Here is a 13,966-nt window from a genome sequence, read left to right on the forward strand (position 1 = left end):
GGTTTGTCAGCCCTGAACCCGGGTTCAGGACCGGCGTTATTCGCGGTGCCCGCTGATGCGCTGGCCCCAGGCAATGGCCATGGCGGTCAACTGTGGTTCATCCATGCGGGTCAATTGCCGGTTGTCGAGCAACTGCTTGCCGGCGACCCAAAGGTGTTTCACGCTATCGCGTCCGGTGGCATATATAAGCTGTGAGACCGGATCGTAGATCGGTTGTTGCGCCAGCCCCGAAAGATCAAAGGCGACGATATCCGCCGCCTTGCTGACCTCCAGCGAGCCAATCTCGCCCTCCAGGCCCATGGCGCGGGCGCCGTTGAGGGTCGCCATGCGCAAGGCGCGATGGGCATCCAGGGCGGTCACCGAACCGGAGACGGCCTTGGCCAGCATAGCGGCGGTACGGGTTTCGCCCAGCAGGTCGAGGTCATTGTTGCTGGCGGCGCCGTCGGTACCGATGGCCACATTGACGCCAGCCTGCCACAGACGCTCCACCGGGCAGAAGCCGCTGGCCAGTTTCAGGTTCGATTCCGGGCAATGGATGACGCTGGTGTTGCTTTCTACCAGCAAAGCCAGGTCGTCCTCGCTGATTTGGGTCATGTGAACGGCCTGAAAGCGCGGGCCCAGCAGGCCAAGCCGGCCGAGGCGCGCCAATGGGCGTTCGCCGGTCTGCTCGACAGACTGTTGTACCTCGAACGCGCTCTCGTGCACATGCATATGGATCGCCGCGTCCAGCTCCTCGGCGATCACCCGGATCTTTTCCAGGTTGGCGTCGCTTACGGTGTAGGGCGCGTGGGGGCCGAAGGTGATCTTGATGCGCGGGTGATGCTTGAGGTCGCCGAACAACTCGATGCCCTGGCGAATCGCCTCGTCGGCGCTGCTGGCGCCGGGAATCGGGAAGTCGAGGATCGGAATCGCGATCTGCGCGCGCATCCCGCTGTTGTGGACGCAATCACTGGCGACCTTGGGAAAGAAGTACATGTCCGAGAAGCAAGTAATGCCACCCTTGAGCTGTTCGGCGATGGCCAGGTCGGTGCCGTCGCGCACGAAGGCTTCATCGACCCACTTGGTCTCGGCGGGCCAGATGTGTTTTTCCAGCCAGGTCATCAGCGGCAGATCATCGGCCAGGCCGCGAAACAGGGTCATCGCCGCGTGGCCGTGGGCGTTGATCAGGCCGGGGCTGAGCAGCATGCCCGGCAGCTCGCGCACTTCACTGGCGGAAAGTTTCAGCGCCGCGGCCCGCGGGCCGATAAAGGCAATGCGCCCATCGCGGATGCCCAGGCCATGCTCCTTGAGCACCACGCCGGCGGGTTCGACAGGTACCAGCCACGTCGGCAGTAGCAATAAGTCGAGCGGGGCGGCAGTGGAGGTCATCGCAGGCTTCTTCCCGGGCAGCAATAAAAGAAGGGCGAAGTATACCCGAGCGTCCTGGCTGGCGGATCGCTATAATCGGCGGCTTTTGTTCATGAGTGCGGGGTGAGGGATGCGCGATCGACTGTTGGCTGCGGAGAAAGTGAAGGCCATCGATTGGCGCGATGGCGCACTGCACCTGCTCGACCAGCGTGTTTTGCCGTCCCGGGAAAGCTGGGTGACCTGCTCCACGGTCGATGAAGTGGCCGCGGCCATACGCTCGATGGTCGTGCGCGGCGCGGCAGCCATCGGCATCAGTGCCGCCTACGGCCTGGTACTCGCCGCCCGCGAACGGATCGCCGAGGGCGATGACTGGCAGGCTGGATGGGAAGAAGACTACGCACTTTTGGCCGATACCCGCCCGACCGGCGCAAACCTGCTCTGGGCCCTCAAACGTATGCGCGACCGCCTGGACCGTCTCAAACAGCACGCCGATCCGCTGGCGGTGCTGGAGGCCGAAGCCATCGCGATCCATGAGAGCGACCGCGAAGCCAACGTCGTCATGGCTCAGTTGGGTGTCGAGCGGATTCGCAAGCACCAGGGCAACGCCCAGGCGATCCTGACCCATGGCAACGCAGGCGCCCTGGCCACAGGAGGCGTCGGCACGGCCCTCGGCGTGATTCGCGCGGCCTTTCTGGAGGGTCTGGTCGAGCAGGTCTATGTCAACGAAACCCGGCCATGGTTGCAAGGTTCGCGGCTGACGGCGTGGGAATTGGCTGGCGAGGGGCTGCCCGTCACGGTCAATGCCGACTCGGCGGGCGCGCATATCCTCAAGACCAAAGGCGTGACCTGGGTGATCGTCGGTGCCGACTGCATTGCGGCCAACGGTGATGTGATCGGCAAGATCGGCACTTATCAATTGGCGGTGTGCGCCATGCACCATGGTGTGCGTTTCATGGTGGTGGCGCCGAGTTCGACCCTGGACCTGATGATGGCCTCCGGCGACGACGTGGCCCTGGAAGAGCGCGCTGCGGGCGAGTTGCTGGACGTCGCCGGGCAGCGTTTTGCTGCGGATGTGAATGCCTTCAATCCGGTGTTTGATGTGACCCCGGCCGACTTGATCGACGTGATCGTGACCGAAAAGGGTATTGTCGAACGGCCCGACACGGCCAAGCTCGCCAAGTTGATGTGCCGTAAACGCCTGCATTGAGGGCTTTGGTGGCTGTTAGATTGCCATCGGGAGCAAGCTCCCTCCCACATTTGACTGTGTTCACAATTTGAGTGTGGCAGGGGCTTGCTCCCGATTGGCCTTGAAAGGCCATGGTTTCTTCGGATCTGCCGCGAAAAAACAGCTCCACCCCGGCTCTAAGCCCCTCTCGTCGCCCTCAAGCCTGTCATCCGTCAACTTACTATGCTCCATGCCCGTCAGGGGGATAGGTGCGTGGCGGCGATTGTGATAACATCCGGCGGTTTCCAGGGTCGCCCCGAGGGGCTGCCTTTAACGTGCAGATCCGTGTCATAACTCGTTGATTTGTCGTAAGTCGTTGCCAGGCACCATGCCGGCAGCGGCGAGCTTCGTTCGTCCCATATGGATGTGACGAGGTTTCACCCGAAAAAGGAATCAGGCTTCTCATGGGCGAACTGGCCAAAGAAATCCTCCCGGTCAATATCGAAGACGAGCTGAAACAGTCCTACCTCGACTACGCGATGAGCGTAATTGTCGGTCGGGCACTGCCTGATGCGCGCGATGGCTTGAAGCCCGTGCACCGGCGTGTGCTGTTCGCGATGAGCGAGCTGGGTAACGACTGGAACAAGCCGTACAAGAAATCTGCCCGTGTTGTCGGTGACGTGATCGGTAAGTATCACCCTCACGGCGACACTGCGGTGTACGACACCATCGTTCGGATGGCCCAGCCGTTTTCCCTGCGCTACCTGCTGGTAGATGGCCAGGGCAACTTCGGTTCGGTCGACGGCGATAACGCCGCGGCCATGCGATACACCGAAGTCCGCATGACCAAGCTGGCGCACGAGCTGCTGGCCGACCTGCACAAAGAAACCGTGGACTGGGTGCCGAACTACGACGGCACCGAAATGATCCCGGCGGTCATGCCAACCCGTATTCCCAACCTGCTGGTCAACGGCTCCAGCGGTATCGCCGTGGGCATGGCCACCAACATCCCGCCGCACAACCTCGGTGAAGTCATCGACGGTTGCCTGGCCCTCATCGACAACCCCGAGTTGACCGTCGATGAGCTGATGCAATACATCCCGGGCCCGGACTTCCCGACCGCCGCGATCATCAACGGTCGCGCCGGCATCATCGAAGCCTATCGCACCGGCCGTGGCCGCATTTACATGCGCGCCCGCTCGATCATCGAAGACATCGACAAGGTCGGTGGCCGCCAGCAGATCGTCATCACCGAGCTGCCTTACCAGTTGAACAAGGCGCGTCTGATCGAGAAGATCGCCGAGCTGGTCAAGGAGAAGAAGCTCGAAGGCATCACCGAGCTGCGCGACGAGTCCGACAAGGACGGTATGCGCGTCGTGATCGAGCTGCGTCGTGGCGAAGTGCCTGAGGTGATCCTCAACAACCTCTACGCCCAGACCCAGTTGCAAAGCGTGTTCGGTATCAACGTCGTGGCCCTGATCGACGGTCGCCCGCGCATCCTGAACCTCAAGGATCTGCTGGAAGCCTTCGTCCGTCACCGTCGCGAAGTCGTGACCCGCCGCACCGTGTTCGAACTGCGCAAGGCCCGCGAGCGCGGCCACATCCTGGAAGGCCAGGCGGTTGCGCTGTCGAACATCGACCCGGTCATCGCCCTGATCAAGGCATCGCCGACCCCGTCGGAAGCCAAGGAAGCGCTGATCAAGATGCCGTGGGAATCCAGCGCCGTGGTGGCGATGGTTGAACGCGCCGGCGCCGATTCCTGCCGTCCCGAGACCCTCGACCCGCAATACGGTCTGCGCGACGGCAAGTATTTCCTGTCGCCGGAACAGGCCCAGGCCATCCTCGAACTGCGCCTGCACCGCCTGACCGGTCTGGAGCACGAGAAGCTGCTGGCCGAGTACCAGGAGATCCTCAACCAGATCGGCGAGCTGATCCGCATCCTCAACAGCGCCGTGCGCCTGATGGAAGTGATCCGCGAAGAACTGGAAGTGATCCGCGCCGAATACGGCGACGTGCGCCGCACCGAAATCCTTGATGCGCGTCTCGACCTGACCCTGGGTGACATGATCCCGGAAGAAGAGCGCGTCGTGACCATCTCCCACGGTGGCTATGCCAAGACCCAGCCATTGGCTGCGTACCAGGCCCAGCGTCGTGGTGGTAAAGGCAAATCGGCTACCGGCGTCAAGGATGAGGACTACATCGCTCACCTGCTGGTCGCCAACAGCCACACCACGCTGCTGCTGTTCTCCAGCAAGGGCAAGGTGTACTGGCTGAAAACCTACGAAATCCCGGAAGCCTCCCGTGCCGCCCGTGGGCGTCCGCTGGTCAACCTGCTGCCGCTGGACAGTGATGAGTACATCACCACCATGCTGCCGGTCGATGAATACACCGAAGGTCACTTCATCTTCATGGCCACCGCCAAGGGCACCGTGAAGAAGACCCCGCTGGAATCCTTCAGCCGTCAACGCAGCGTGGGCCTGATCGCCCTGGAGCTGGATGAAGGCGACGTGTTGATCTCCGCAGCCATCACCGATGGCGAGCGTGAAGTCATGCTGTTCTCCGATGGCGGCAAAGTGACGCGCTTCAAAGAGTCCGATGTGCGTGCCATGGGCCGTACCGCCCGCGGTGTGCGTGGGATGCGCCTGCCGGAAGGGCAGAAGCTGATTTCCATGTTGATCCCGGAAGAAGGCAGCCAGATCCTCACCGCTTCGGCGCGTGGTTATGGCAAGCGCACCGCCATCAGCGAGTTCCCGGAGTACAAGCGTGGCGGCCAGGGCGTTATCGCCATGGTCAGCAACGACCGCAACGGCCGTCTGGTCGGCGCGGTACAGGTGCTCGATGGCGAGGAGATCATGCTGATTTCCGACCAGGGCACCCTGGTGCGTACCCGTGTCGCCGAAGTATCGAGCCTGGGCCGTAACACCCAGGGCGTGACGCTGATCAAGCTGGCCAACGACGAAACGCTGGTTGGCTTGGAACGCGTCCAGGAACCGTCGGAAGTCGAAGGCGAAGAGCTGGAAGGTGAGGCATTTGACGGCGAGGTGATCGCAACCGGCGATGACAGCGTCGACGAGCCGACCCTCGACGCTGCCGCAGACGAAGAAGAACCGCAGGAATAAGCGGACAAACAGGGGGGCGGATGAAGATTCGCCCCTTGTTGTTTGTCACCTTTGAAATATCAATGCTCCCCCTGTAGGAGCGGGCTTGCCCGCGAAAAACGCAAGATCACCGCGTTTATCCAGGATGCACGCGTTATCGTTGACGTTTTTCGCGGGCAAGCCCGCTCCTACAGGCAGCGTTAGCAGTTAATATTCGATTTATTGCACCACCCCCACCAGATCAGAGTGAGATTGGATGTGAGCAAGAGAGCCTATAACTTCTGTGCCGGTCCCGCGGCGCTTCCTGAAGCAGTCCTGCAGCGCGCGCAGGGTGAACTCCTCGATTGGCATGGAAAAGGCCTCTCTGTGATGGAAATGAGCCATCGCAGTGATGAGTTCGTGTCCATCGCCACCAAGGCCGAGCAGGACCTGCGCGACTTGCTGGACATTCCCTCCGACTACAAAGTGCTGTTCCTGCAGGGCGGCGCGAGCCAGCAGTTCGCCCAGGTGCCGCTGAACCTGCTGCCCGAAGACGGCACGGCCGATTACATCGACACCGGTATCTGGTCGCAGAAAGCCATCGAAGAAGCTGCGCGCTACGGCAACGTCAACGTCGCCGGTACCGCCAAGCCTTACGATTACTTCGCGATTCCAGGTCAGAACGAGTGGAAGCTGTCGAAGGACGCGGCCTACGTACACTACGTGGCCAACGAAACCATCGGCGGCCTGGAATTCGACTGGGTGCCGCAAGTGGGTGACGTGCCGCTGGTGTGCGACATGTCTTCGGACATTCTCTCGCGGCCGATCGATGTGTCCAAGTACGGCATGATCTACGCCGGCGCGCAGAAGAACATCGGCCCGAGCGGCATCCTGGTCAACATCGTCCGTGAAGACCTGCTCGGTCGCGCCCGCTCGCTGTGCCCGACCATGCTCAACTACAAGGTCGCGGCCGACAACGGCTCGATGTACAACACGCCGCCGGCGTTTGCCTGGTACCTCTCGGGCCTGGTGTTCGAGTGGCTCAAAGAGCAGGGCGGCGTTGCCGCCATGGGCAAGCTCAACGAAGTGAAGAAGCGCACCCTGTACGACTTCATCGACGCCAGCGGTTTGTACAGCAACCCGATCAACCTGACCGACCGCTCGTGGATGAACGTTCCGTTCCGCCTGGCCGACGACCGTCTGGACAAGCCGTTCCTGGCCGGTGCCGAGGCGCGCGGCCTGCTGAACCTCAAGGGTCACCGTTCGGTGGGCGGCATGCGCGCCTCCATCTATAACGCTGTCGATATCAATGCCATCAACGCGTTGGTGGCCTACATGGCAGAGTTCGAAAAGGAACACGGCTAATGTCTGAGCAAGAACTCAAGGCCCTGCGTGTACGCATTGACAGCCTGGACGAGAAAGTCCTGGAGCTGATCAGCGAGCGCGCGCGCTGTGCCCAGGAAGTGGCGCGGGTGAAGATGGCGTCCCTGGCGGAAGGCGAAGTGCCGGTGTTCTACCGTCCGGAGCGTGAAGCCCAGGTGCTCAAGCGCGTGATGGAGCGCAACAAGGGGCCGTTGGGTAACGAAGAGATGGCGCGGTTGTTCCGTGAAATCATGTCTTCCTGCCTGGCGCTCGAGCAGCCGCTGAAAGTGGCTTACCTCGGTCCGGAAGGCACCTTCACCCAGGCGGCGGCGATGAAGCACTTCGGCCACGCGGTGATCAGCAAGCCGATGGCAGCGATCGACGAAGTGTTCCGTGAAGTGGCGGCCGGCGCGGTGAATTTTGGCGTGGTGCCGGTGGAAAACTCCACCGAAGGCGCGGTCAACCACACCCTGGACAGCTTCCTTGAGCACGACATGGTGATCTGCGGCGAAGTCGAGCTGCGCATCCACCACCATTTGCTGGTGGGTGAAAACACCAAGACCGACAGCATCAGCCGCATCTACTCCCACGCCCAGTCCCTGGCCCAGTGCCGCAAGTGGCTGGATGCCCATTACCCGAATGTCGAGCGCGTGGCGGTGTCCAGCAACGCCGAAGCGGCCAAGCGGGTCAAGGGCGAGTGGAACTCGGCGGCGATTGCCGGCGATATGGCGGCGGGCCTGTACGGCCTGACGCGCCTGGCCGAAAAAATCGAAGACCGCCCGGACAACTCCACGCGCTTTTTGATGATCGGCAGCCAGGAAGTGCCGCCGACTGGCGACGACAAGACCTCGATCATCGTCTCCATGAGCAACAAGCCCGGCGCGCTGCATGAACTGCTGGTGCCGTTCCACGACAACGGGATTGACCTGACGCGCATCGAGACTCGTCCTTCGCGCAGCGGTAAATGGACCTACGTGTTTTTTATCGACTTCATCGGCCATCACCGCGATCCGCTGGTCAAAAGCGTGCTCGAGAAAATCAGTCAGGAAGCCGTGGCACTCAAGGTGCTGGGCTCTTACCCGAAAGCGGTTTTGTGAGGCGTTAACATGAGTGGCAACTTCCTCGCCCTGGCGCAGCCGGGCGTGCAACAACTGTCGCCTTACGTTCCAGGCAAGCCTGTGGACGAGCTGGCGCGTGAGTTGAACCTGGACCCGGCGAAGATCGTCAAGCTGGCCAGTAACGAGAACCCTCTGGGCCCAAGCCCCAAGGTGCTGGCGGCGATTCGTGAAGAGCTGGCCGAGCTGACCCGTTATCCGGATGGCAACGGTTTTGCCCTCAAGTCCCTGCTGGCGCAGAAGTGCGGGGTCGAGCTGAATCAGGTGACCCTGGGCAACGGCTCCAACGACATTCTTGAACTGGTCGGTCGCGCCTATCTGGCGCCCGGCCTGAACGCCGTGTTCAGCGAGCACGCGTTTGCGGTCTACCCGATCGTCACCCAGGCCGTCGGTGCCGATGCGCGGGTGATTCCTGCCAAGGACTGGGGTCACGACCTGCCGGCCATGCTGGCGGCGATCGATGCACAGACCCGCGTCGTGTTTATCGCCAACCCGAACAACCCGACCGGCACCTGGTTCGATGCGCAGGCACTGAACGACTTCCTACAGGATGTGCCGGAACATGTGCTGGTGGTGCTGGACGAGGCCTACATCGAGTACGCCGAAGGCAGCGACCTGCCCGACGGCCTGGATTTCCTCGCGGCCTACCCGAACCTGCTGGTCTCGCGCACATTCTCCAAGGCTTATGGCCTGGCGTCGCTGCGCGTCGGCTACGGCCTGTCGACGGCGGTGGTGGCCGATGTGCTCAACCGTGTGCGCCAGCCGTTCAACGTCAACAGCCTTGCCCTGGCGGCGGCCTGCGCAGCGTTGCAGGATGCCGAGTACCTGGAAGAAGGGCGTCGCATCAACGAAAGCGGCATGCTGCAGTTGCAGGCAGGCTTTCGTGAGCTGGGCCTGGGCTGGATTCCGTCCAAGGGCAACTTCATCTGCGTCGATCTCGGCCAAGTGGCGGCCCCGGTGTTCCAGGGCTTGCTGCGCGAAGGCGTGATCGTGCGTCCGGTGGCCAACTACGGCATGCCGAACCACCTGCGCATCACCGTCGGTCTGCCGGCTGAGAACAGCCGCTTCCTGGAGGCGCTGGCCAAGGTTCTGGCCCGTGGTTGATGTCACTGCATTGCAACCTGCTGTGCCTATGATCGGTCGCCTGGTGGTGGTCGGTCTGGGGTTGATCGGTGGTTCCTTCGCCAAGGGCCTGCGCGAGAGCGGGTTGTGTGGCGAAGTGGTCGGCGTGGACCTGGACCCGCAATCGTGCAAGTTGGCGGTTGAGCTGGGTGTCGTCGATCGCTGTGAAACCGACCTGGCGCTCGCATGCCAGGGCGCCGATGTGATCCAGCTCGCCGTGCCGATCCTGGCCATGGAGAAGTTGCTGGCGGTGCTGGCCGGCATGGACCTCGGCCAGGCGATCCTCACCGACGTCGGCAGCGCCAAGGGCAATGTGGTGCGGGCGGCGCAGCAGGCGTTTGGCGAGATGCCCGCGCGTTTTGTGCCGGGCCATCCGATTGCCGGTTCCGAGCAGAGCGGGGTGGAAGCGTCCAATGCGCAGTTGTTCCGTCGGCATAAAGTGATTTTGACACCGTTGGCGCAAACCGATCCGGTAGCCTTGGCCGTGGTCGATCGTCTATGGCGCGAGCTGGGCGCGGATGTCGAGCATATGCAGGTCGAGCGCCACGACGAAGTGCTGGCGGCGACCAGTCATTTGCCTCATCTGTTGGCGTTTGGGTTGGTGGATTCGTTGGCCAAACGCAACGAAAACCTCGAGATTTTCCGCTATGCCGCCGGTGGCTTTCGCGATTTCACGCGGATCGCCGGCAGCGACCCGGTGATGTGGCACGACATCTTCCTCGCCAACCGCGAGGCCGTGTTGCGCACCCTGGACACTTTCCGCAGCGACCTTGACGCCTTGCGCGACGCGGTCGATGCCGGGGATGGCCACCAATTATTGGGTGTGTTTACCCGTGCGCGGGTGGCGCGTGAACATTTCAGCAAGATCCTGGCACGCCGGGCCTACATGGAAACCGCAGTGAACGCCGACGACCTGACTTTCCTCGCCAACCCGGGCGGCCGCCTGAGCGGGCGTATTCGGGTGCCGGGCGACAAGTCGATCTCCCATCGGTCGATCATGCTCGGTTCGTTGGCCGAGGGCGTGACCGAAGTCGAAGGTTTCCTTGAGGGTGAAGATGCCCTGGCGACCTTGCAGGCGTTTCGCGACATGGGCGTGGTGATCGAGGGGCCGCACCACGGGCGCGTGACCATTCATGGTGTCGGGCTTCATGGTTTGAAGCCGGCCCCGGGGCCGATTTATCTCGGTAACTCCGGCACCTCCATGCGCCTGCTGTCCGGCTTACTCGCCGCACAGGCCTTCGACAGCGTGCTGACCGGCGATGCTTCGTTGTCCAAGCGCCCAATGAACCGCGTGGCCGAGCCGCTGCGGAAGATGGGCGCGGTGATCGAAACCGGGCCGGAAGGGCGCCCACCGCTGACCATCCGTGGCGGCCAGAAGTTGAAAGGCCTGACGTATGTGCTGCCGATGGCCAGTGCGCAGGTCAAATCCTGCCTGCTGCTGGCGGGCCTGTATGCCGAGGGCAAGACGTCCGTCACCGAGCCGGCACCGACCCGTGACCATACCGAGCGCATGCTGCGCGGTTTTGGTTATCCGGTAGCGGTCGTGGGCGCAACGGCAACGGTCGAGTCGGGCCATGCGCTGGTCGCCACCCATATTGAAGTACCGGGGGATATTTCCTCGTCGGCGTTTTTCCTGGTGGCGGCGTCAATCGCCGAAGGCTCCGAACTGTTGCTGGAGCATGTCGGCATCAATCCGACGCGCACCGGGGTGATCGATATCCTGCGGCTGATGGGCGCGGATATCCGCCTGGAAAACCCGCGCGAAGTGGGCGGCGAACCGGTGGCCGACCTGCGGGTGCGGGCGGCTGCGTTGAAAGGGATCGAGATCCCCGAAGCGCTGGTGCCGTTGGCAATCGATGAATTTCCTGTGCTGTTTGTGGCTGCTGCCTGCGCTGAAGGGCGAACCGTCCTGCGCGGTGCACAAGAATTGCGGGTCAAGGAGTCCGACCGTATCCAGGTCATGGCCGACGGTCTGCTCGCCCTTGGCGTGAAGTGTGAACCCACCCCTGATGGGATTATCATTGACGGTGGCCTGATGGGCGGTGGCGAAGTGCATACCCATGGCGATCACCGGATCGCCATGGCGTTCAGCGTGGCTTCGCTGCGGGCAACGGCGCCGATTCGTATCCGTGACTGCGCCAATGTTGCTACGTCTTTTCCGAACTTTCTTACACTGTGTGCCCAAGTCGGCATCCGTGTTGCCCAAGAGGCTCAATTGTGAATATCAAAGCACCGGTGATTACCATCGACGGGCCAAGCGGCTCGGGCAAAGGCACGATCGCCGGCATCCTGGCCAAGCGCCTGGGCTGGTGCCTGCTGGATTCCGGCGCGCTGTACCGCCTGCTGGCATTTGCCGCCCGCAACCACGGCGTCGACCTCACCAACGAAGAATCCCTGAAGCTGCTGGCGGCGCACCTTGATGTGCAGTTCGTCGCTGCGACGGAAGGTCATCCCCAGCGCATCATCCTGGAAGGGGACGATGTGACCGATGACCTGCGTAACGAACAAGTCGGTTCCTGGGCCTCCCAGGTTGCCGCGCTGCCGGCCGTGCGTGATGCGCTGTTGCAGCGCCAGCGCGCGTTTCAGGAACCGCCGGGCCTGGTAGCCGATGGCCGCGACATGGGCACGGTGGTATTTCCCGAGGCGCCGCTGAAGATTTTCCTGACCGCCAGTGCCGAGGAGCGGGCGCGTCGCCGCTACTTGCAGTTGAAGGGCAAAGTGGATGGTGTTAGTCTGTCGAGTCTGCTAGATGAGATCCGTGCACGCGACGAGCGTGATACCCAGCGCGCAGTAGCCCCGCTCAAGCCGGCGGCTGATGCCATACAGCTGGATTCAACGGAGTTGTCCATCGAGCAGGTGCTGGAACGCATCTTGAGTGAAATCGCTATTCGCGATATCGCCGGGTGACCAAGAAGTCTGCAGGGGACCAGTCATAGTCCTGCGGTGCTTCTTTTAATTGAAACTAACCCACACCGTCTGGGGCGTGGAGATGGGCGTATTCTTCGCCCTTATCAACAGGAATTAAAATGAGCGAAAGCTTTGCGGAACTCTTTGAAGAAAGCCTAAAAACCCTGAACCTTCAGGCAGGCTCCATCATCACCGGTGTTATCGTTGATATCGATTACCAAGCTCGCTGGGTAACCGTTCACGCTGGTCTGAAGTCTGAAGCACTCATCCCGCTTGAGCAGTTCTACAACGACGCTGGCGATCTGACTATCAATGTCGGTGACGAAGTTCACGTTGCTCTGGACTCGGTTGAAGACGGTTTCGGTGAAACCAAGCTGTCCCGTGAAAAAGCCAAGCGCGCTGAATGCTGGATTGTTCTCGAAGCAGCCTTCGCAGCTGAAGAAGTGGTCAAGGGCGTTATCAACGGTAAGGTTAAAGGCGGCTTCACTGTCGACGTTAACGGCATCCGTGCGTTCCTGCCAGGTTCTTTGGTCGACGTCCGTCCAGTGCGCGACACCACGCACCTGGAAGGCAAGGAACTCGAATTCAAGGTCATCAAGCTCGATCAGAAACGCAACAACGTTGTCGTTTCCCGTCGCAGCGTCCTGGAAGCAGAGAACTCCGCCGAGCGTGAAGCTCTGCTGGAATCCCTGCAGGAAGGCCAACAAGTCAAAGGTATCGTCAAGAACCTCACCGATTACGGCGCATTCGTCGATCTGGGTGGCGTCGATGGCCTGCTGCACATTACCGACATGGCTTGGAAGCGTATCAAGCATCCTTCCGAAATCGTCAACGTTGGCGACGAGATCGATGTCAAGGTTCTGAAATACGATCGCGAACGCAACCGTGTTTCCCTGGGCCTGAAGCAACTGGGTGAAGATCCATGGGTCGCTATCAAAGCCCGTTACCCAGAAAGCACCCGCGTGACCGCGCGTGTTACCAACCTGACTGACTACGGCTGCTTCGCTGAGCTGGAAGAAGGCGTTGAAGGCCTGGTACACGTTTCCGAAATGGACTGGACCAACAAAAACATCCACCCTTCGAAAGTCGTACAAGTCGGCGACGAAGTGGAAGTTATGGTTCTGGACATCGACGAAGAGCGTCGTCGTATCTCCCTGGGCATCAAGCAGTGCAAATCTAACCCATGGGAAGATTTCTCTGGCCAGTTCAACAAGGGCGATAAAATCTCCGGCACCATCAAGTCGATCACCGATTTCGGTATCTTCATTGGTCTGGACGGCGGCATCGACGGCCTGGTTCACCTGTCCGACATCTCCTGGAACGAAGTGGGCGAAGAAGCTGTTCGTCGCTTCAAGAAGGGCGACGAGCTGGACACCGTTATCCTGTCGGTTGACCCAGAGCGCGAGCGCATCTCCCTGGGCATCAAGCAACTGGAAAGCGATCCGTTCTCCGAGTACGTTCAAGAGAACGACAAAGGCGCAATCGTTAAAGGCATCGTGAAAGAAGTTGACGCTAAAGGCGCCATCATCACCCTGGCCGACGATATCGAAGCGACTCTGAAAGCCTCCGAAATCAGCCGTGACCGCGTTGAAGACGCGCGCAACGTTCTGAAAGAAGGCGAAGAAGTAGAAGCCAAGATCATCAGCGTTGACCGCAAGAGCCGCGTAATCCAGCTCTCCATCAAGTCGAAAGACGATGCTGAAGAGAAAGAAGCCATCCAGAGCCTGCGCGACAAGCCAGCTACCTCTGAGCCTTCTGCTGGTCCTACCACTCTGGGCGACCTGCTGCGTGCACAAATGGAAAAACAGAACTGAGTTCTGTCAGACCATAGAAAAAGGGCGACTTCGGTCGCCCTTTTTTGTGCCTGAAAT

9 protein-coding genes are annotated in these 13,966 nt (G+C 61.2%); 8 read left to right on the plus strand and 1 reads right to left on the minus strand.

Annotated elements, in window-relative coordinates; translation table 11 throughout:
- Positions 1 to 36: 36 nt before the first annotated feature.
- Positions 37 to 1,368, minus strand: coding sequence for a TRZ/ATZ family hydrolase (locus RGV59_RS14220; RefSeq protein ID WP_126585883.1), 1,332 nt, complete (start codon positions 1,366 to 1,368; stop codon positions 37 to 39).
- A 109-nt stretch (positions 1,369 to 1,477) separates the two neighbouring features.
- On the opposite strand from RGV59_RS14220, the gene mtnA reads away from it, so the two are divergent.
- The 8 genes from mtnA (at position 1,478) to rpsA (ending at position 13,909) form a co-directional block, all read left to right on the plus strand.
- A complete protein-coding gene (gene mtnA, locus RGV59_RS14225; RefSeq protein WP_104903669.1) occupies positions 1,478 to 2,554 on the plus strand; it encodes an S-methyl-5-thioribose-1-phosphate isomerase in 1,077 nt (358 codons plus the stop codon).
- Positions 2,555 to 2,976: 422 nt separating this feature from the next.
- Positions 2,977 to 5,631, plus strand: a complete 2,655-nt coding sequence (gene gyrA, locus RGV59_RS14230; RefSeq protein ID WP_017848853.1) for a DNA gyrase subunit A — start codon at positions 2,977 to 2,979, stop codon at positions 5,629 to 5,631.
- Between the two features lie 237 nt (positions 5,632 to 5,868).
- On the plus strand, positions 5,869 to 6,954 hold the full coding sequence (gene serC / locus RGV59_RS14235; RefSeq protein ID WP_026140261.1) for a 3-phosphoserine/phosphohydroxythreonine transaminase: 1,086 nt from the start codon (positions 5,869 to 5,871) through the stop codon (positions 6,952 to 6,954).
- Complete coding sequence (gene pheA, locus RGV59_RS14240; protein ID WP_017848851.1) at positions 6,954 to 8,048, plus strand: prephenate dehydratase; 1,095 nt, start codon at positions 6,954 to 6,956, stop codon at positions 8,046 to 8,048. The genes serC and pheA overlap by 1 nt, the downstream gene beginning before the upstream one ends.
- Positions 8,049 to 8,057: 9 nt before the next feature.
- The gene (gene hisC, locus RGV59_RS14245) at positions 8,058 to 9,170 is read left to right on the plus strand and encodes a histidinol-phosphate transaminase (RefSeq protein ID WP_017848850.1); all 1,113 of its coding nucleotides are present in this window, start codon (positions 8,058 to 8,060) and stop codon (positions 9,168 to 9,170) included.
- 28 nt (positions 9,171 to 9,198) lie between these two features.
- Entirely contained in the window at positions 9,199 to 11,409 is a 2,211-nt protein-coding gene (locus RGV59_RS14250) for a bifunctional prephenate dehydrogenase/3-phosphoshikimate 1-carboxyvinyltransferase (protein WP_260473879.1), read from the plus strand.
- Positions 11,406 to 12,095, plus strand: coding sequence for a (d)CMP kinase (cmk, locus tag RGV59_RS14255; RefSeq protein ID WP_017848848.1), 690 nt, complete (start codon positions 11,406 to 11,408; stop codon positions 12,093 to 12,095). The genes RGV59_RS14250 and cmk overlap by 4 nt, the downstream gene beginning before the upstream one ends.
- 119 nt (positions 12,096 to 12,214) lie before the next feature.
- On the plus strand, positions 12,215 to 13,909 hold the full coding sequence (rpsA, locus tag RGV59_RS14260; protein ID WP_003218806.1) for a 30S ribosomal protein S1: 1,695 nt from the start codon (positions 12,215 to 12,217) through the stop codon (positions 13,907 to 13,909).
- Positions 13,910 to 13,966: the final 57 nt, after the last annotated feature.

The organism is Pseudomonas sp. FG1 (assembly GCF_034313875.1).
Classification (GTDB): domain Bacteria; phylum Pseudomonadota; class Gammaproteobacteria; order Pseudomonadales; family Pseudomonadaceae; genus Aquipseudomonas; species Aquipseudomonas veronii.